This window comes from Bacteroides sp. HMSC067B03 (assembly GCF_001811315.1).
Lineage (GTDB): Bacteria > Bacteroidota > Bacteroidia > Bacteroidales > Bacteroidaceae > Bacteroides > Bacteroides faecis.
This window is the reverse complement of the sequence record NZ_KV804357.1, coordinates 185,765-206,698: the sequence shown is the minus strand read 5'-3', so window position 1 is coordinate 206,698 and position 20,934 is coordinate 185,765. Positions and strand designations below refer to the sequence as shown.

Genomic DNA, 20,934 nt, shown 5'->3' with positions numbered 1-20,934 from the left:
ACATCTTCTCTTTTTACTACTAGCCTATGTCTGTGCCGCGCCTTTGGCACAACTGTGCCACGCCTTTGGCACAACCGTGCCAAGCCCTTGGCACAAGTGTGACAACGGAGTGGCACAGGTCGTACACCGGGAGCTTAACCTGAAGCACATAGTAGCTGAGATCTAACGTGCCTCCAGACCATAATCTTCAGCAGCGCGAATTACTTTGCGAACTGCCTCCAGCGCTTCCAACGCAGTCTTTTCTATATCACCGGAGAACGCTTCTCCACGACAAGACTCCAGCCATTTTAATGGAGCAACTGACTCAGAAGCACCTATTAAAATAAAAAGAGGAAGCAGTTTATGAGCCATGGCGGCAATTCCGTCCACCTCCCTGTCAACCAATGCCTGCTGCATCCGTTCGGCATTCTTTCCGGTCTCTTCGACAAAAGTCCGGATAATGGAACGTGCTGCTTCCGGGTCATCTTCCGAGAAGGCGGTAAGTGCAGAGAAATTGAATGAAGGATGAGCACTTTCACGCTTTGAATCAATCTCTGTCGAGGGATTCTCTTCAGGTAGTGCATCTGCTGTCAGTTGCATATCGTGTGTTATATGTGCCTCATCAGCCGCCATCTGACCTTCATTCAAGGTCAGCAACAGTTCTTTTACTGTAAAAGGTTTGTGCAGGCATCCGGCAAAGCCATGTTCATGCAACGCCTTTTCATCCATTTCACTGCGTGCCGTGACAGCAATTACCGGAATATTACGGGCCTGAGGGATATTAGAGGCACGCAATAATTTTACCAGATCAAAACCGTTGATGGCAGGCATCTGTATATCAGTCAGCAGTACATCAAAAGTTGAAGAACGCAATTGTTCTGTCAGTTCCTCCAATTGTTCACAACAGACTGCATCAATGCCATGTTGCTTCAGCATGGCGGCAGTCAGGTTCAACTGAATCTTATCATCATCAATCAGAAGCACACGGATAACCTTCATAGGTGGGATAACATCTGTTTCTTCGTTCAATGTATTCTCTTCAGAAGAAGCATCCTCTCCGGGAACCTCTGCACCTGCCGGTATTTTTCTGATTCTGCTTCCAAAAGGCTTATTCTCCACAATCGACTTACCTACCGGAAAGAGTGGCAACACGACAGTGAAGCAACTTCCTTTTCCCAAGGTACTTTGCACATCGATGGTACCTTCAAGCAGAAGAACCAACTTATGTACGATAGACAATCCCAGCCCGAATCCTTCTTCTCCCTGCGCACCGGGAAGGCGGGTAAATTCCTGAAAAATACGTTCCCGATCTTCTGACGCCATGCCTTTTCCGGTATCCGAGACCGCAATGGTCAGCTTCGAAGCATCATAACTGACAGATAACGTTATCTCACCCTGCTGAGTGAATTTCACAGCATTGGACAAGAGATTATTCACAATCTGCTGAATGCGCAAAGGGTCACTGATATACTTCTCCGATAACTCCGGAGCAATATGACATTGCAATACCAAGCCTTTTGCCGCTGTCAGCGGTTCAAAGCAAACACGGATTTCCTCAAATAGCTGGGACGGATTAAAAACAATCCGGTTCACTTCTGCCTTATTAAGATCGAGACGGTGAAAATCAAGCAAGTCGCTTACTAACTTCAGTAAATGTTCCGAAGAGCTCTTCATATTGTCCAGGTAGAATCGTTGCCGTTCATCTTCGGTCAGCCGGGACAACAGTTCCGTATATCCCATGATAGAGCCCAACGGTGCCTTGAAGTCATGGGTAATAGCAAGCATCAGCTTTTCACGGGCGACAAGCAAATCTTCCGCCCGCTTATTCGCTTCTTCAAGCTGGCTTCGATAACGATTGCTGCGAGTGATATCCCGCATGATCAGAATCAGAAAAAAAGCAGACAGGAATACAGCACCAATAGCGATGCCTGCAATGATGCTTGCCGAACGCATCCTCACCTCCTGCTGAAGTGCCGCATCCTGACGGGCACGTTCAGTCATTTTCTCCTCATACCCCTTAATCAGGCTATCCATTCTTGCGGTCAACTGTGTGTTCATCCGCTGATACCTCGTACTGGTACGCCGGATCGTTCTTCGCCGTTGCAAGCGTTTCTCTTCGGTAGCCATGCGAATCTTATGCTGAAGAGAATCCGCCGACTTAACAGGTTCCAGAATTGTATCGGTAGCCACTTCCAGAGAAGTGTTGACCAACACGGCAGTATCTTTTTTAGAAGGTGCGAACACTTCCCCCAAGCGTTTGAAAAAGCCTTTCTTTTTGGGGGTAGTTATCAAAGAATCGCGTTTGGTAATGACCCGATGCTGTACCCGTTGCTGGGTAATCACCGAATCCTGCTGTTCGGAGATGATTTCTTCAATTTCTGAAGCGGAAAGCAAGCTGTCATTCGCCTCGCTCAATACCCGCAGCATCTGAAGGGTATTCTGGTCCTTTTCGTGAAGAAGGGTCAGCAGACTGTCTGTTCTCAGATTCTGCTGATCGTCTGCAGCCGACAGTGTTTCCATTTCCTGATGCACAAACACCAGAGAAAAAAGAAGAATCGCCAACAGCAAAATATAGCCAATGGTTATTTTCAGTTTGGTGAAGCGGAAGGAAGCCATAGGCAAATAAAGATTTTGAATTATTTATTTTGAATCGGGGACGGAAGTTTCGTCTTCTGATGGAAACGCCACCATAACATCAGACCGGCACTGGTCAACCCAAAAGGAAATGCCATCCAGACACCTATTATCCCCCATTCCAGCACAAATCCGCAAAAGTAACCGACCGGAAGCGAAATGAGGAAATAAGCAATGAAGGCAATCAGCATCATTAATTTCACATCTGAGATTCCACGCAAAGCATTGGCAAAGGTAATCTGCAATCCATCGCCAAACTGATATACCAGGAATGGGAAAATCAGTGAAGTCACCATAGCCGCCACCTCGGTGCTGTCGGTAAACCAGCCTCCCAAATAATTGCGGCAAAGGAATACAATAGAAGAAAGCACAACACCCAACGCCATCATCAGATGAAAACCGGCATAAGCCGAACGACGTACATTGAGTATATCGCCCTGCCCGTTAAAGTTACTCACACGGACAGCTACAGCAGCTCCCATCCCATAATACATCATGAAAGTAAACTGAGAAATGGCCAGCATGACCTGATGAGAAGCCAGTGCAATCGTGCCCAACCAGCCAATCATCACCGCACTCAAACTGAACGAAGCTGTCTCCATCCCCATCTGAAAAGCAATCGGCCAGCCCAGAGAATTTAAACGTCCGAAGATAGCTTTAGACCATCCCAAACGATAAAAGCCGAGTTTAAAACGAAGAAAACGCGGACTCCGCATAAAGATAATAACAAACACGATCACCATCACGATACGCGAGAGCAGCGTACTGATACCGGCACCCAGCAAACCCATTTCCGGCAAGCCCAGCTTTCCGTATATCAGGATATAATTACCAATGATATTCAGCACGTTTCCACCGAGCAATATCCACATGGCAGTTTTAGTGTCCGTAATTCCATCCGTAAACTGCTTGAAGCCATTGAAAAGCATCACAAAGACAAGTGAAGCCAGCAGAACCAGATAATAAGGTTTAATCAGAGGAATAAGTTCCTCCGGCTGCCCCAGATTCTCCACATTGAAGTAAAGGACAGTCATAGCAATTGTGAGTAAGAGTGCTACCAATAAATTTGCCAGCAAGCTGTTGCGCAATGCCTGTCCTGCCGGAGCATACTGATGAGTTCCATACAAGCCTCCTACAATAGGAGTCAGCCCATACGAGAAACCTGTGCTGAAAATAATCACCAGATTGAATACATTATTAACGAAGGAGGCAGCACCCAGTTCTATCGTACTATGGTGTCCAATCATCAACGTATCGGCAAAACCAAGCACGATAACTCCTATTTGCCCGATTACAATGGGCAATCCGAGAGAGAGCAGTGCCTTGTAATGTTCCTTATATATACTATAGATATTTCTCATTTATTTTTCCGTAGTTAATCGCATATCCCGGCAACTTTGCATCCCGATGTTGCCTCTATAAAATGTCCCACTCCAAAGGAGAGAATCAGGACACTTGTTTTTTATAATAAAGTATCACTCCATTCTCTTTCCGGAAAGCAGACTGGGCAACTCTTTGCAACTGTCCGGCAGTAACAGCGCGATAACGGTCCACTTCCTTTTCCATGTCTTCCGCTCTGCCTAACAGTTCGAACCATGCCAGATTGGTAGCGACATTCAAATAATTGATATTGCCGAATATCTGTGTCGATTCGAATTTATTCTTTACTTTTTCCAGTTCCTGTTCGTCTACAGGTTCTTGTTGCAAACGCTCCAGTTCTTCACGCACAGCCGCTTCCGCCTGTTCCAGCGATACACCTGCCGAAGGTTTGCCGGAGATATGGAATAATCCGGCATCCACACTACCGGAGATATAAGCGTCAATACTTGAAAACAGTTGCTTTTGTTGCACCAGATGCTGATTCAAACGACTGGAACGACCGTTACTCAACAAATCCGACAATATATCAAAAGCATAATAATCCGGATGATCATGGCTGCACATATGATACGCCATGAATAAAGAATCAAGGGGTACGTTTCGCTCTACCGTCAACCGCCTTTCTTCCGTCTGCTCCGGTTCCTGCGGAAGATTCCGTTGAGGAACCTCCCTGCGAGGGATAGGGCCAAACCATTTCTCCGTCAATGCGACTGCTTCTTCAAAAGCAATATTCCCCGTTACAGCCAAGATTGCATTGTTCGGGGCATAGAAACGGAAGAAGAATGCTTTCACTTCTTCCAGTGTCGCATTGGCTATATGCGACAAATCTTTCCCAATGGTAGGCCACTGATAAGTATGTGTCCGGTATGCCAAAGGGCGCAAAAGATGACCAACATCTCCATAAGGCTGATTCAAGCAACGTTGCTTGAATTCTTCCATTACTACTCCACGCTGTACTTCCAGACTCCGCCCACTGAAATCGAGGCTCAGCATACGGTCAGATTCCAGCCAAAAACCGGTTTCTACATTTTGCCGGGGTACAGTGAGGTAGTAATTGGTGATGTCATTATTGGTCCAGGCATTATTCTCACCGCCTGCCAGTTGCAGCGGCATATCATAATCGGGGATATTCACCGAACCTCCGAACATCAAGTGTTCGAACAAATGGGCGAAGCCGGTATGCTCGGGATGTTCGTCGCGTGCTCCCACATTATATAATATATTAAGAGCTACCATCTGTGTACTTTCGTCCTGCGAGTGTACCAAACGCAACCCATTATCCAGAATATGCCTGTTAATCTTCATTCTACTTAATCTAGTACTTCTACTTTTACTATTTTCACGTCTTCTTCGGGGCGGTCGCTACGGTCGGTTTTCACCTGCTGGATTTTATCCACAATATCCATCCCTTCTACCACTTCGCCGAAGACCGTATATTCGCCGTCCAAATGCGGAGTACCTCCTACTGTCGTGTAAGCCTCGACCTGCTCCGGTGTAAAATGAAATTCCGGTTGCTTGGCAGCTTCTTCCTGGGCCTGCGCAAAAAGTTTTTCCTGCAATTCATAGAGACCGTTTTCATCGTTCTCTTTCCGCATCTTATAGATTTCCTTCATATGCTTCTGAGCCAATGTATTGAAAATAACATTGATCTTATTTTCATTCATCTGGCTTTCCATGCCCAGCAAAGTGGAATCATTGTAGACTTTACCTGTTACAATATAGAACTGGCAACCGGAAGATTCCTTCTTCGGATTCACATTGTCTCCCTGACGGGCAGCCGACAAAGCACCTTTTTTGTGAAAATACTTCGGATATACAAACTCAGCCGGAAGTGTGTAACCCACATCTCCTGCTCCCAGCATCTTTCCTTTCGGTGCATTCTTTGAATCCGGATCACCTGCCTGAATCATGAAATCTTTGATAACACGATGGAACAGCGTTCCTTCATAAACACCCTCTTCCGCCAGTTTAATGAAATTATCACGATGTTTAGGCGTCTCGTTATACAACTTAACCTTGATGTCTCCCAAGGTTGTTTCAATCTTAACCAACGTTTCGTTGTCCATATTTCCTCCTTTTTTTGTTCCGGTTTTGCAGGCTGTAAGTCCGCAAAACGATATGGTTAATAGTAAGTATGCAATCTTTTTCATAACACTTTTATTTAATTTAAGTTTGCAAATATACTACTTTCGCCCAAATCCTCTTACCTTTGCAGCATTAAAAAGAGGCAAAAGAGAGTATGATGAAATCCATATTAATTATTGAAGACGATATCACTTTCGGAATGATGCTGAAAACCTGGCTAGGAAAAAAAGGGTTTGAAGTATCGTCAGTGAGTAACATTGCCCGTGCCCAGAAGCACATTGAAGGACAAGGAGCAGACTTGATCCTGTCCGATTTGCGTTTACCCGATCACGATGGTATCGATCTTCTGAAGTGGATGAACGAAAAGGGAATCGATATACCTTTGATTATTATGACCGGCTATGCCGATATCCAATCGGCAGTGCAGGCTATGAAACTGGGAGCACGTGACTACGTTGCCAAACCGGTGAACCCGGAAGAATTGCTGAAAAAAATGTCGGAAGCTTTGCAAGCGAAAGAAACCTCAGCCGTTCATAACACTGCCAAAGCCCCTGCAAAAAAAAGTTCTTCTGCCGTATCCTCCAATAATGCCGAGACTCATCATGCTTATCTGGAAGGAGAAAGTGATGCCGCCAAGCAACTCTATAATTATGTAGGTCTGGTCGCTCCAACTAATATGTCCGTACTGATCAACGGCTCCAGCGGAACGGGAAAAGAGTATGTGGCACACCGTATCCATCAACTGAGTAAACGAAACGATAAACCGTTTATCGCGGTAGATTGCGGTTCGATTCCCAAAGAATTAGCCGCATCCGAATTCTTCGGTCACGTGAAAGGCTCTTTTACAGGAGCACTGACTGACAAAACAGGAGCGTTTGTTGCAGCCAATGGCGGTACTATCTTTTTGGATGAGATAGGCAATCTCGGCTATGAGGTGCAGATACAACTTCTCCGTGCCCTGCAAGAGAGAAAGATCCGTCCGGTCGGTTCCACACAGGAAGTAGCGGTTGATATCCGTCTGGTTTCTGCTACCAACGAGAATCTGGAACAGGCCATCGAAAAGGGAACTTTCCGTGAAGACCTTTTCCACCGTATCAACGAATTTACCCTGCGGATGCCCGACCTGAAAGAACGAAAAGAAGACATACTGCTGTTTGCCAATTTCTTCCTCGACCAGGCAAACAAGGAGCTTGACAAACACCTGATCGGTTTCGACTCGAAAGCATCACAAGCTTTGCTCAACTATCACTGGCCGGGCAACTTACGCCAGATGAAGAATATCGTTAAAAGAGCTACTTTACTGGCACAAGGCAGTTTCATCACTCTTCTTGAATTAGGAACCGAATTGCTGGAGACGACTACTGCTTGTCCGGCAAGTATGGCGCTACGCAATGAAGAGACGGAGAAAGAACACATTCTGGAAGCATTGCGCCAGACCGGAAATAATAAAAGTAAGGCAGCACAATTGCTCAATATCGACCGGAAGACATTATATAATAAACTGAAACTATATAATATCAACCTATAGAATATAAATCAGCGCTATTTATATATTTAGAGGGGGATACGCCAAACTGTTCCATAAAGTGCTTACGCAAAGTACGGGTGTCGGAATACCCAACCATTTCCGAGATTTCCTGAATTGAATAGTGGTTCTCCAGAATTAATGTTGCCGCCTTGCTTATACGTATACTGCGGATCATATCAATAACCGACAATTCACTGCGCTGTTTCACCTTCCGGTATAAGGTTGGCTGACTCATGTTCAATTGCTCCGCCAACATCTTTACATTAAAGTCTACATTAGAAAGATTGGCTTCTATTATAGAGATAAGCCGCTGCAAAAAGGCATCTTCTTTCTCTCCTTCTTCTGACTTCCGTTTCAGCATCAGAGCTTTTGTATAAATCCGTTTCAATCGCTCACGCTGCAAAATCAAGTTATCCACTTTTGTTTTTAATACCTCCGGATTAAACGGTTTCATCATATAATCATCCGCTCCGCTATTGCAGCCCTGCATGATATCAATATCCTCCGCTTTAGCGGTCAACATCAGAATAGGAATAGGAGCAGTCTCCTGCTGCCTACGAATTTCCCGACAGCAAGTAAAACCGTCTTTTACGGGCATCATCACATCCGAGATTATAAGGTCGGGCAACTGTTCTTTTGCCACCCGCACTCCTTCCTCCCCATCCCCGGCTTCATAGACAGTATATCTGGAAGCAAATAAGCTCCGGATATATTCATTATCTTCTATTATCAGCAGACTCTTTTTAACTCCCGCCTCCTGCACATTATTTTCCGACGCCGGAGAAAACGACTCTGGTTCCAAATCCTCATCCTTTATTTTTTCCTGCTGAGCGTCTACAAGCTCATAAGTATCTTTTGCAAAATGCGCTTTTCCTTCGGGAATATAAAGGGCAAAGGTACTCCCTTCATCAGGCACGCTCTTTAAAGTAACCAATCCATGATGCAAGTCCATCGTAGTCTTCACAATATGTAGTCCCACTCCTGCCTTTGTTGACATTTCCGGTCTATTATCGCCTGTTATGAACGATTCAAAAATATGTTTCTGCAACTCTTCCGGAATCCCCGCACCCGTATCCGAAACCGTTATCCGGCAATAGCCTTGACCGTTTCTCATGGCAGGAGATACGGAGAGCAGAACATGTCCTCCCGGAGGCGTATACTTAAAGGCATTAGAAAGAAGATTCTGCACAGCCGAAGTAATCTTTCCCTCATCTACCCAATACAAAAGCCTCTCATCGGGTAAATCAACATCAAAGTGCAGTTGTCTGATTTCGGACATCTGCCGGAACGGTTCCGACACATTACGAACCAACTGCACCAAATCAGTCTCTGACAATTGAAGCCTGACCATTCCAGCCTCTATCTTTTGTATATAAAGCAACTGATCGACTAAAGTATGCAGTGAAGTCGCATTCTTATATATGAGTTGCAATTTCTTATAAAAGTCCTCCGACGGACTATACCGTTTCATCAGTTCCTGCACCGGAGCAAGAATCAGAGTCAGCGGTGTACGCAGTTCATGGGCAACTCCCGTAAAAAAGTTCTCACGTTCCACACGTATCTGATGTTCTTTCTCACGCTCCAGGCTGACCGTCAGCAGTTCATGCTTCATCTGCATTTCGTGTTCCATTCGTTTTTGGCGAAGTTTTATCAACCGCATTCCATAAGCTACTCCTCCCAACAATAACAGAGAGACGAAAAGCCGAAAAACAAAAGTCTGGCTCCAATGAGGGAGAATAACAATCTTCAATGAAGTTACCTCCCCAGTCTCACCATTCGGATAAATATTCCTCACTTCAAACACATAATCTCCGGCAGGGAGATTGGTATACGAAGCTCTCTCTCCCTCATCAGAGATCAGCCAATTCCCCTGATAAGGTAAAAGCCGGTAGTTATATTTCTGTCGTTCATCCGAATAGGACAAGTTATTGAAACTCAAGGAGAAGTCCCTATTATCATTATCCAGTACAATCCGCTCTGCAGAAGAGATTATTTGATTGAGTATAATCTGATTATTTACCTTTTCCCCTATCCCAACAGGACGGTTATCAACTTCCAAACCAGTTATCAATACACGCTCATTCGTTGGATAAGCATTTATTTCCTCCGGATTGAAATAAGTCAGGCTCTGATTATTCCCGAAGAATAAAGTCTTATCACTGAATATAGCAGAACGGTTACTACCCGCTATGTAGTAGTTATAGAAAAGATGCTGGCGACGGCCATAACGCGATATGCCGGAGTTACTTCCCAGCCAGACATGCCCCTCGTTGTCTTCTGCCATACAGCCGATAAAGTTACTGCACAATCCGTTATTCGTTGTATAATGCGCGCTGATTGAATTCTCTCGGGGAGACAGGACAGCAAAGCCATCCGTATAACCTATATATAAATTTCCATCCGAAGATGCCAGTAATGAGCGTACCGAACGATATTCCATATTCATTCTTCCCTCATATCCGTTTTCTACGGATATATCTCCGGAAGCAGATTCAACCAATCTGCAAACTCCCATATTACTTGTCCCCAGCCATATTGTCCCATCCTTGGTCTGAACAATCGCACGGATAAAGGGTTGTCTTTTCTCATTCAAATACCGTTCAGCAGATAACTTGACGCATGTACTCTCCTGATGATTATACAACAGCAGCCCATCGCCCGTACCTACGTAGAGCCTGTTCTTATTATCCATATATAAAGCCCATACCGAAGCCCTGTTGGCAACACCATCCACCAACAATGAATGAACAACAAAACGACCGGTCCGGATGTGGCAGACAGTCAAAGTGCCGTCTATATTGCCAAACCACAGATTTCCGTCTGCGTCTTCCAGAGCACATAACATCGTTTCTTCGGATTTTCCACTTCCTGTATCTACTTTAGAAAAACTAAGTTTTTTCCCTTGTACGTATGGCATGTCACTTCGCATGATTCCTTTATGATAGGTCGCTAACCACACTCGATGATTATCATCCAGAAGGATACTGCATATTTCGTTATGTCTGTCCTGATAATAACGGTCATAGAACTGTGACCTCAAATCCGAATACATCACCCCTCCCCCATTAGTTCCAATCCAAAGAAGGCCATTCGGATCATAATAAGCAGAAATCATACGCGTTTCCAGATTCCGGTAAATCTGCGTATGTGTATTGCTATAAATCTCTGATGTCAATTCTTCCGGCTGCTTTTCATCCGGCATCAATAGTGTATAGCCACCCCATGTCACTGCCAGATATCGATTGTTACCAACAAATACAATCTGATAAACATCTGTATGGGAAAGGAGATTCTCCTTTCCTGTTCCACCAAACGAAATTCGGTCAATATGTCCCGACTTCGTATGATAGCGTACAATACCTTTGGCAATGGTTGAAATCCAGACGATACCGTCTTTATTTAAAATGGAAGTAACTTGTAACGGTTTTCCGTCTGCCAACGATATCTTTTGATACGATTCCGGAGTATCCGGATGAAACAGAATCAGATTCCCCCGATTAGTAGTCAGCCATATCCCGTTCTTATCTTCTTCACGATAACAGATAGAAGAAAAGAGCTCCGTTTTTTCCTCTAATAACTGAAACTCCTTTTGTATGTTTACCCGAACAGCATATTCTCCCTCTTCCTCACCTTGTTCTATCTCCCATTGATAAAGTATCAGCCTGCTTCCTGATATTCCCCAATAGGAAGAATCATCAGCAACTAAGACATGAGTAACACCTGTCGAAATAGCAGAATCAACGCATTTCGGAAGAAAAGTTTCCAGCTTTCGGTTGAAGTAATAAAGAAATCCATCAGATACGACACCTAAAAGATCATCTGACAACCTCACAATACCGGAAACTGAGACATAAGCCTCAGCAGGCTTAAAGTTCTGAATCGTTTTTCCATCATAACGGCTTAATCCGTTATCCGTACCAAACCACATAAATCCGTCTTCATCCTTATATATGCAAGGAATCGTGTTATCTGCCAATCCATCCCTCATCGTCAGCAATTGAATATCTTTATCAAAAAAAGCATAAGCAGGATGCAGCGGATAACAGATCAGAATCAGAAGTGTCAGAATTAGATTTAAGTGCTTCATTCTATTAATCAATTTATAGCAAATAAACGAAATTAAGTCAAAACATACAAAAAATAGAATGAAGAAATGGACTTCTGAATTAAACATGTATGTTGAATGAAAGAAACAGGTATACTCGGAACCACATTGTTTGCATACATTTGCAACCGTATAACAATTTCATGTACACCTTTAAATAATACATACGATGACCTTAGTTGATCTTAACTTGTCAGACACAAAAAAACTATTTTTATGATAATGCACATACCAAAGACTAAATATTATCATAAATGGTTGATCGGAGCTACATTCGTCGTTCCGATTCTTCCGCTTGCCGCCCAGACACCTCCGAATCTTGTCTTCATCATGGCAGACCAATATCGGGGTGACGCACTAGGCTGCCTGGGCAGAGAACCTGTAAAGACCCCTTGCCTGGATAATCTGGCTTCCGAAGGAGTGCTATTCACCAATGCTGTCAGCAGTTATCCTGTTTCATCGCCTGCCCGGGCCATGCTGATGACAGGCATGTATCCTCTCCATAACAAAGTGGTAGGAAACTGTAACTCACAAACAGCACCTTACGGAGTAGAACTTCCGCAGGAGGCACGCTGCTGGAGTGATGTACTAAAAGACATGGACTACCGTACAGGATATATAGGAAAATGGCATCTGGATTCTCCTTATAAACCCTATGTAGATACCTACAACAATCATGGTAAAGTAGCATGGAACGAATGGTGTCCTCCCGAACGCCGTCATGGATTCGAACACTGGATAGCATACGGAACCTACGATTATCATCTGAAACCAATGTACTGGAACGCCACTGCCCCACGTGACAGTTTCTATTATGTCAACCAATGGGGACCTGCTTATGAAGCAGACAGAGCCATCGAATACATTCAGGCACAAAAAGAGAGTAAACAGCCTTTCGCATTGGTCGTTTCAATGAACCCTCCACATACCGGTTACGAACTGGTTCCTGACAGATACAAAGCCTTATATAAGGATATGGATGTGGAAGCTCTCTGTGCCAATCGACCGGACATACCCGCCAAAGGTACCGAAATGGGAAACTATTTCAGAAATAATATACGCAACTATTACGCCTGTATCACAGGAGTAGACGAGAACGTAGGACGTATCATCGAAACGCTCAAAAGCAATGGACTTTTTGAGAATACCATCGTTGTATTTACGTCCGATCATGGTATCTGCATGGGAGCTCACAATGCTGCCGGAAAGGATATCTTTTACGAAGAATCCATGCGTATCCCCATGATTATCTCTTGGCCGGCAAAGATAAAGCCGCGCAAAGACGACCGTTTAATGATTGCTTTTGCCGACTTGTATCCTTCTCTCTTATCCTTGATGGGATTTCGAAAGGAAATACCCGAAACCGTACAAACTTTCGACTTATCCCGTCAGATTCTGGGAAAGAGTAAAAAAGAGGTTGTGCAACCTTATTATTATGTACAGTTTGACAATCACGCTACCGGATATCGCGGCCTACGTACGGCAACCCACACATTCGCAGTTCACGCAACCAATGGAAAAATAGACGAAACAGTTCTTTTCGACCGAACCAAAGACCCATATCAAATGGATAATATTGCCGGACAATCCCCCCATCTGGTCCGGCAATTCAACAAACAACTCAAGGCATGGCTACTCCATACCAATGATTCATTTGCCCATTATCTGAAACCATAACTAAAGAAACACCATGAAAAAACTTTGCTATCTCTCCCTCTTTATCTTATGCTCAGCTTACAGCTTCGCCCAACAGCAGGACATACCCACCCCCAAGCCTCATCAACTCAAATGGCATGAAGCTGAAATGGGTGCTGTCTTCCATTATGACCTGCATGTGTTCGACGGCATCCGCTACGGGCAAGGCAACAACCGTATCAATCCTATCGAAGATTATAATATCTTCAACCCGACAGAACTGAACACCGACCAATGGGTACAGGCCGCCAAAGCTGCCGGATGTAAATTTGCCGTACTGACAGCCACCCACGAGACAGGTTTCGGACTCTGGCAAAGCGATGTCAACCCTTATTGCCTGAAAGCTGTGAAATGGAGAGACGGAAAAGGAGATATTGTCCGCGACTTCGTAAATTCCTGTCGCAAATACGGGCTGCAACCGGGCATCTACATCGGCATCCGCTGGAACTCACTGCTAGGTATTCATAACTTCAAAGCCGAAGGAGAAGGAGAATTCGCCCGCAACCGCCAGTCATGGTACAAGCGTCTGTGCGAGAAGATGGTTACAGAACTCTGTACCCGCTACGGAGATTTATATATGATATGGTTTGACGGCGGAGCCGATGATCCACGTGGCGACGGTCCGGACGTAGAACCGATTGTTAATAAGTATCAGCCCAACTGTCTTTTCTATCATAACATCGACCGTGCCGACTTCCGATGGGGAGGTTCGGAAACAGGTACAGTAGAATATCCTTGCTGGTCTACCTTTCCCGTTCCCTGTTCACATCATAAACGCATTGAAAGTAACATCGATCAGATCGAACTCTTAAAGCACGGTGACAAGAACGGCAAATACTGGGTACCTGCAATGGCAGACACTCCGCTACGAGGAGCAAACGGTCGCCATGAATGGTTTTGGGAACCGGATGACGAAAATAATATCTATCCGCTAAACACTCTGATGAACAAATATGAAAAGTCAGTAGGAAGAAACGCTACCCTCATTCTCGGATTAACTCCTGACCCGACCGGGTTAATCCCTGTCGGAGATGTACAGCGCCTGAAAGAAATGGGAGACGAAATCAATCGTCGATTTTCCTCTCCGATAGCCCGCATTTCGGGACAAAAGAAAAGCCTGACACTGAAATTTGAAAAGAAGCAACCGGTCAATTATTGTATTATCCAGGAAAACATTAAAAACGGAGAACGCATCCGACAATATCAAATAGAAGCCAAAGTGGACGGAAAATGGCAAACCGTCTGCACAGGAGAATCGGTAGGACACAAACGGATCGAAAAGTTTGAACCGGTAGAAGCCACTGCATTAAAACTGACTGTAACCGAATCGATCGCATTGCCGGATATTATTAATTTCAGCGCATATTCTGTAAAATAGACAAGAGGCATGAGAAGATTTATCCACATCTGTTTATGGACATTGACGGGCATCTTTGCTACAGCATCGCTGTCTGCCCAGAACCCGTTTACCTACCATAAAGGAAAAACATACAAAGATGTTGCAGCTTACCGGATGGAAAAAAATATCGACCTGAATACCTATACTCCATCTACCCCCATAATATACGAACAGCAAGTACCGGAACATCAGGGTACACTTTCGTATAAAGTTGCACTTCCTTTGTATGTTCGTGGAATATTCTTCAGTCGTGATTCCCGTCCCGACGACTATCAATGGCCGAATAACACGAACCGGTTACTTCCTTGGGTATTCAGCCGCCTGGAAGACCTTACACGAAGCGATTATGAAGGTATCCCTTCCAATGCTCTACCGTCCGTATCGGGTGATGCACTACTCTTTGAACTCTCTGATGGAGAGTACTTATTCGCCAAGGCCATTGCTGGCGACAACAGCCTCAGCTGGTTTCAAGTTAATCAGGACGGGACAATCACGCTGTATATCTCCACGTTGGGAGAAGACGCACTAAACGGACAACTCCCTCTCCTTCTTATCCGGAAATCTTCATCTGTATATCATGTATTCAGCGATGCCTACCATTCGTTAACGGCAGATAATGCAGCAGTGCCCACTCTCCGTAAAAGAACCGACAAACAGTATTTCGATGCTTTTAACTATTTGGGGTGGTGTACTTGGGAACATTATCATTTTGATATCGATGAAACAAAAATACTCAATGATATCGACGCCATTGAATCATCGGGCATACCTGTACGTTACATATTAATTGACGATGGTCACATTGCGAATAAGAACCGCCAACTGACCAGTCTCGTTCCCGATAAAAAACGTTTCCCTAACGGATGGATGCGTATCATGAACCGCAAACAAGCAGACAAAATCCGATGGATAGGCTTATGGTACAGTCTTTCCGGCTATTGGCTGGGAATCTCTGCCGATAATGACTTTCCACCGGAAATCCGGCAAACCTTATATGCCTACAATGGCAGCCTACTGCCCGGCACAAGCACGGACAAGATAGAAGCATGGTACGAATATCATATCCGTACGATGAAAGAATATGGATTTGATTTTCTAAAGATAGACAATCAGTCATTCACTCTCCCACTCTACATGGGTGGCACACAGGTTATCCGTCAGGCAAAAGACTGCAACCTTGCTTTGGAGCACCAGACACACCGCCTGCAAATGGGACTAATGAACTGCATGGCACAGAATGTTCTGAACATGGACCACACCCTGTACAGCAGTGTGACGCGTGTCAGCATAGATTACAAGAAATATGACGAAAATATGGCAAAGTCACATCTGTTCCAGTCGTATACCAATACACTCATGCAGGGACAAACCGTCTGGCCTGACCACGACATGTTTCACTCTTGTGATACCATTTGCGGTAGTCTGATGGCACGTTCAAAGGCCATCTCCGGTGGACCTGTTTACCTATCAGACTCACCAACTGAATTTATTGCAGCTAATATCCGTCCCCTGATTGATGAAGCCGGAAAGATATTCCGTCCCTCAGCCCCAGCCGTTCCAACTCCGGAATGCATACTGACCAATCCATTGCAAAGCGGCAAAGCCTACCGGGTATTTGCACCTACAGGGGACGAAGCCACCTCAGTCATTTGTTACAATCTGAACACCTCCCCCTCTTACCAAGAAGTAGAAAGCTTCATCAAGCGGGAAGATTACTTTTTACGGGAAAATATCGAAGAATCCGCTCGTTTTTCTTCCGATAGCATTCTCGCATTCAACTGGGAAAAACAAAGCGCAGAAGTATTGACCGCATCCGAAAGAAAAATAAAGCTATCCGGATTCACAGATTGCCTGTTCCACCTTTGTCCTATCCGCAAAGGCTGGGCAGTTATCGGCATACAAGAGAAATATCTGTCGCCTGCTACCGTGCAGATACTTGAACGTAGTGCAGATACATTGATACTGGACGTCCATTGTACCGGCACATTGAGAATATGGGCTGATTCCGGCAAAAAGCAGGAATTACGGAGTATACCCATAAGAAAGACCGGTAGAATTGAAATAAAGAAATAACACTAAATAATCAACCGATGAACAAAAAAATACTTTTCCCCCTCACGCTCATACCACTGGTTAGTACCAGTCTGCAAGCACAGAAGTCCGTTCAGACACAACGGGTGGACAAACGTCCTAACATCATCCTCTTTATGGTAGATGACATGGGATGGCAGGACACTTCGCTCCCCTTCTGGACACAAAAGACAGACTACAATGAGCTGTATGAAACACCCAACATGGAACGACTTGCCAAACAGGGCATGATGTTTACACAAGCGTATGCGAGCAGTATCAGTTCTCCCACCCGATGCAGCCTCATCACCGGAACGAACGCGGCACGTCACCGAGTAACCAACTGGACACTGCAAAAGAATATAAAAACAGACCGTAAAGATAAAGTGCTGGAAGTACCAGACTGGAACTATAACGGAGTAAGTCAGGTGCCTGGCACCAACAATACATTCGTAGGAACTTCTTTCGTACAACTGCTGAAAGACAGCGGCTATCATACGATTCATTGCGGAAAGGCACATTTCGGCGCCATAGATACTCCGGGAGAAGACCCGCACCACTGGGGATTCGAAGTAAACATAGCCGGACACGCAGCCGGAGGACTTGCCAGCTATCTGGGAGAAGAAAATTATGGTCACAACAAAAACGGAAAACCGATATCGCTCATGGCCGTTCCCGGACTTGAGAAGTACTGGGGAACGGAAACCTTCGTTACCGAAGCATTAACCTTAGAAGCCATCAAAGCATTGAACAAAGCCAAGAAGTACAACCAACCCTTCTACCTGTATATGTCTCAATACGCCATCCATGTCCCATTGGACAAGGACAAACGTTTCTACGACAAATACAAGAAAAAAGGCATGACCGATCACGAAGCCGCTTATGCCACGCTGATAGAAGGTATGGATAAGAGTCTGGGTGATTTAATGGACTGGCTGGAAAAAAGCGGAGAAGCTGACAACACCATCATCATCTTTATGAGCGACAACGGAGGACTTGCCGCCGAATCATACTGGCGTGACGGCAAACTCCATACACAAAACCATCCACTGAATAGTGGTAAGGGCTCCACCTATGAAGGTGGCATCCGTGAGCCGATGATCGTCAGCTGGCCCGGTGTCGTAGCGCCTAACAGCAAATGCAATGATTATCTGCTGATAGAAGACTTTTATCCCACTATCCTCGAAATGGCAGGTATCAAAAAATACCAAACGGTTCAGCCTATCGATGGTATCAGTTTCCTGCCTCTGCTGAAACAAACCGGAAATCCTTCCAAAGGGCGCAGCCTCTTTTGGAACATGCCCAACAACTGGGGAAACGACGGTCCGGGAATCAACTTTAATTGTGCCGTACGCAATGGTGACTGGAAATTGATCTATTACTATGGCACAGGCAAAAAAGAGCTATTCAATATTCCCGATGATATAGGCGAAAGTCATGACCTCAGCACGCAACATCCGGATATTGTCAGACACCTTTCTAAAGAATTAGGAACCTATTTGAGAAAAGTAAATGCCCAGCGTCCGACTGTCAAAGCCACAGGTAAGCCCTGTCCTTGGCCGGATGAAATCGAATAGTTTTCAACTGTTTAGTCAGGTATTTCATTTCCATGCCGTTTAGGGTAAGTTACCGCTAAACAAGCATTCTATTTGCCGAAACTTTCATTTTTATTAGTTATTTTATTTCGTAGTACCTAGGTGACGAATGTATTACCTAGGTGATTCAATTGTTCAACCTAGGTGATACGAAAGAAAAATAGAATAGCTATTGATTGTATCATAACCATTCTCGCATTATTTATCGTTACTTAGCAAAGTATATTACTGTAGAAATATTCCACACTCCCTGCCCCATTTTCCACACATTTCCCATACGTTTCCACACTATAGACAATGTACACAATCCACATATTTCACTTATAATCAATACATTAACAGCGTACATCAGTCTTTGGCACACACTTTGACCTTTAATTAGCCGTTAGATAACGTAACAACCGATTCCCTAACACATAAGAAAGAATTGAAAATATATGTTTAATAATCATTAAAGCAAACGATTATGAAAAAATTAGTATTAGTAGTAGCAATGTTTATGTTTGTTTGTGGTGGTTCATTCCTTGTTAAGGCTCAGAACTCTGCAGAAGCTGCGACAGCCCTGACAGAAGTTAATGCAACAGCTATCGTTAATGATACAGTAGTAAAAGATACTGTAACCAAGAGCGAGGAACCTGTTAAGACAGAACTGAGTGCACCGACCGCTATTGTCAACGATACAGTCGTTACTGACACTGCATCCAAAGACAAACCGGCTGAGCCTGTCAAGGAATAACCTTTCCAAAAACTCACGGAACATAGTCTGCCGAACAATAGTAAGCACACTACAAAAAAGCCATCCCTACTTCGTCTATTCCGGGGATGGCTTTTTTATTTTCTTATTTTCCCTGAACGGGAATCATTCAACTATCGGTTTTCACGTTCCAATACTGCTAACCGGGCATACAATTCAACCAATGCTCCCTGATGGAGTATTTCCCAACTGGTCTTGGTAGTCCCCCCTCTCAGATCATCGTCATTCAGCAAGTTGTTGCCCTGATGACAGCTACTGCTCCACGCATGAATCATTGACTTTTCGATATCATCGATATATTTACGGTCATTGTCTATAGAATAAAGTTCAAAGAATCCGCGGCACATGATCGTATTGAACCAGGCATGTCCCGGAGCAAGAATATTGAAAGTAAGGTTCAGCTCTTTGGAACGATAGGGCATAAACCATTTCTTATGACAGCTTTCAGCAATCGCATACGCTTCATCCAGATATTTCTGTTCGCCGGTAATCTTATATAAGAGACAGGCTGCCTGCAATGGTTGTCCGGAGTTGTAAGAATACTTGTTTTTTTCAAGGTCACCCGGCAAATTGGGATCATCCTTATTCGGACGCACATTGTCATAAAATAAATGGTCGGACTTATCTTGCAATACATCGAGCATATAGTCGTAACATTTGATCGCCCAGTCCAGATATTCCTGTTCCTGAGTTGCCTGATACATCTTACAGCCCATCACAGCAGTAGGTCCGGTAGAGCAAGAGTGCTTACTGGTAGTATGTTCGTTCAACTCTTTCCAGTGCACGCCTCCTCCACAGGTCTCATCCCAACCGTGATCAATCAGGTAGCGCCACACCACCTTTGCCTGTGTCAGATAACGCATCTCTTTCGTTTCCATGTACCAGTCGACCATATCGAGCCCGATCCATACATTATCATCGTAAAAACGTTCGTTACCGGCAGCCGGGTAGCAGGAATAAGCCAAAATTCCATGATCCAACTGGCAGAAATACTGTATTCCTTTGAACATCATATCATCCATTGCACCGTAAAGATTCTCCACTTCGCTCTCTTTGGTTGCATCACGCATAGCGACAAATGCCGAAAGACCGCCACCTTGTCCCCAAACTAACGCATCACCATCCCAATAACCTTTTCCATCATAAGGATAATTACCACGCCAGCAGCTTCTGGAACTCTTGCCGAAATAATATCCAATGACAGAAGTCATGTAAGAATGTGCACGGTCCAGCATCTCCGGCAGTTTCAGTTCCGGCTCATCCACCTTTTCATGATAAGGCATCATAATACGGCTTTCGGGTACCGATCGCTTGCCGGCTTTACTGATAGCTACGGCAGAAACTTCGTAAGTAGCAAAATAAGGAACTTTCAACAGATATTCCTGTGTAACATCACGTTCTACCTGTATGATGATATGTCCCGGTGAGAAGTCGGTAGCACGAGACAAGCTCGTTTCCACGTCCCTGTAAGAGAGTTCTACCATATCCACGTCGCGATTACTGGGATTGGTCCATTTCACCAGAAGTTCATTCTCGTTATTGGTAGCTTCTACGGAAAATGAACCTACCGGAGAAATATTGCCACTGACCGGATCATTCTGTTCTGAGTTTGACTGATCATCATCACTACAAGATGGAAGTAATGCCAAAGCCAAGAGGTTCAATATAAACAGTTTGAATATTGCTTTCATTTTTCTCCAAATTTAGAGA

General features: G+C 44.6%; 12 protein-coding genes. 6 read left to right on the top strand and 6 right to left on the bottom strand.

Annotation, left to right across the window (positions count from 1 at the left end; all coding sequences use genetic code 11):
• Nucleotides 1–162: 162 nt before the first annotated feature.
• The 4 genes from HMPREF2794_RS12690 to HMPREF2794_RS12675 form a co-directional block, all read right to left on the bottom strand.
• Nucleotides 163–2,595 (bottom strand): hybrid sensor histidine kinase/response regulator, encoded by a 2,433-nt coding sequence (locus HMPREF2794_RS12690; protein ID WP_070751629.1) that lies wholly within the window; start codon nt 2,593–2,595, stop codon nt 163–165.
• Between the two features lie 20 nt (nt 2,596–2,615).
• Nucleotides 2,616–3,974: an MATE family efflux transporter gene (locus tag HMPREF2794_RS12685; protein ID WP_070751628.1), complete on the bottom strand. Its 1,359-nt coding sequence runs from the start codon at nt 3,972–3,974 to the stop codon at nt 2,616–2,618.
• Nucleotides 3,975–4,059: 85 nt separating this feature from the next.
• Entirely contained in the window at nt 4,060–5,298 is a 1,239-nt protein-coding gene (locus HMPREF2794_RS12680) for a M16 family metallopeptidase (protein ID WP_055270975.1), read from the bottom strand.
• Nucleotides 5,299–5,303: 5 nt separating this feature from the next.
• Entirely contained in the window at nt 5,304–6,143 is an 840-nt protein-coding gene (locus HMPREF2794_RS12675) for a peptidylprolyl isomerase (RefSeq protein WP_010536443.1), read from the bottom strand.
• Between the two features lie 89 nt (nt 6,144–6,232).
• Here HMPREF2794_RS12675 and HMPREF2794_RS12670 point away from each other — a divergent pair, with 89 nt between their 5' ends.
• Nucleotides 6,233–7,606 (top strand): sigma-54-dependent transcriptional regulator, encoded by a 1,374-nt coding sequence (locus HMPREF2794_RS12670; protein ID WP_070751627.1) that lies wholly within the window; start codon nt 6,233–6,235, stop codon nt 7,604–7,606.
• On the opposite strand, the gene HMPREF2794_RS12665 is transcribed toward HMPREF2794_RS12670, so the two are convergent.
• Nucleotides 7,596–11,693: a two-component regulator propeller domain-containing protein gene (locus HMPREF2794_RS12665; RefSeq protein WP_070751626.1), complete on the bottom strand. Its 4,098-nt coding sequence runs from the start codon at nt 11,691–11,693 to the stop codon at nt 7,596–7,598. The two genes, HMPREF2794_RS12670 and HMPREF2794_RS12665, sit on opposite strands and share 11 nt — an antisense overlap.
• 234 nt (nt 11,694–11,927) lie before the next feature.
• On the opposite strand from HMPREF2794_RS12665, the gene HMPREF2794_RS12660 reads away from it, so the two are divergent.
• From HMPREF2794_RS12660 to HMPREF2794_RS28965, 5 genes are all read left to right on the top strand, one after another.
• Entirely contained in the window at nt 11,928–13,388 is a 1,461-nt protein-coding gene (locus HMPREF2794_RS12660; protein ID WP_022301025.1) for a sulfatase family protein, read from the top strand.
• Between the two features lie 13 nt (nt 13,389–13,401).
• Nucleotides 13,402–14,784 carry an alpha-L-fucosidase gene (locus tag HMPREF2794_RS12655; RefSeq protein ID WP_055270979.1) on the top strand — a complete coding sequence of 461 codons (1,383 nt, stop codon included), beginning with the start codon at nt 13,402–13,404 and terminating at the stop codon, nt 14,782–14,784.
• A gap of 9 nt (nt 14,785–14,793) precedes the next feature.
• A complete protein-coding gene (locus tag HMPREF2794_RS12650; RefSeq protein ID WP_010536438.1) occupies nt 14,794–16,878 on the top strand; it encodes a Sip1-related alpha-galactosidase in 2,085 nt (694 codons plus the stop codon).
• Nucleotides 16,879–16,895: 17 nt separating this feature from the next.
• Nucleotides 16,896–18,452 carry a sulfatase gene (locus tag HMPREF2794_RS12645; protein WP_010536437.1) on the top strand — a complete coding sequence of 519 codons (1,557 nt, stop codon included), beginning with the start codon at nt 16,896–16,898 and terminating at the stop codon, nt 18,450–18,452.
• Nucleotides 18,453–18,936: 484 nt separating this feature from the next.
• Nucleotides 18,937–19,206, top strand: a complete 270-nt coding sequence (locus tag HMPREF2794_RS28965) for a hypothetical protein (RefSeq protein WP_010536436.1) — start codon at nt 18,937–18,939, stop codon at nt 19,204–19,206.
• A 131-nt stretch (nt 19,207–19,337) separates the two neighbouring features.
• Here HMPREF2794_RS28965 and HMPREF2794_RS12635 read toward each other — a convergent pair whose 3' ends face one another.
• Complete coding sequence (locus HMPREF2794_RS12635; protein ID WP_010536435.1) at nt 19,338–20,915, bottom strand: glycoside hydrolase family 76 protein; 1,578 nt, start codon at nt 20,913–20,915, stop codon at nt 19,338–19,340.
• Nucleotides 20,916–20,934 lie beyond the last annotated feature (19 nt).

Coding starts and splice junctions, on each gene's coding strand:
- HMPREF2794_RS12690 (WP_070751629.1), bottom strand. CDS start 2,595: ATGGCTTCCTTCCGCTTCACCAAACTGAAAATAACCATTGGCTATATT.
- HMPREF2794_RS12685 (WP_070751628.1), bottom strand. CDS start 3,974: ATGAGAAATATCTATAGTATATATAAGGAACATTACAAGGCACTGCTC.
- HMPREF2794_RS12680 (WP_055270975.1), bottom strand. CDS start 5,298: ATGAAGATTAACAGGCATATTCTGGATAATGGGTTGCGTTTGGTACAC.
- HMPREF2794_RS12675 (WP_010536443.1), bottom strand. CDS start 6,143: ATGAAAAAGATTGCATACTTACTATTAACCATATCGTTTTGCGGACTT.
- HMPREF2794_RS12670 (WP_070751627.1), top strand. CDS start 6,233: ATGATGAAATCCATATTAATTATTGAAGACGATATCACTTTCGGAATG.
- HMPREF2794_RS12665 (WP_070751626.1), bottom strand. CDS start 11,693: ATGAAGCACTTAAATCTAATTCTGACACTTCTGATTCTGATCTGTTAT.
- HMPREF2794_RS12660 (WP_022301025.1), top strand. CDS start 11,928: ATGATAATGCACATACCAAAGACTAAATATTATCATAAATGGTTGATC.
- HMPREF2794_RS12655 (WP_055270979.1), top strand. CDS start 13,402: ATGAAAAAACTTTGCTATCTCTCCCTCTTTATCTTATGCTCAGCTTAC.
- HMPREF2794_RS12650 (WP_010536438.1), top strand. CDS start 14,794: ATGAGAAGATTTATCCACATCTGTTTATGGACATTGACGGGCATCTTT.
- HMPREF2794_RS12645 (WP_010536437.1), top strand. CDS start 16,896: ATGAACAAAAAAATACTTTTCCCCCTCACGCTCATACCACTGGTTAGT.
- HMPREF2794_RS28965 (WP_010536436.1), top strand. CDS start 18,937: ATGAAAAAATTAGTATTAGTAGTAGCAATGTTTATGTTTGTTTGTGGT.
- HMPREF2794_RS12635 (WP_010536435.1), bottom strand. CDS start 20,915: ATGAAAGCAATATTCAAACTGTTTATATTGAACCTCTTGGCTTTGGCA.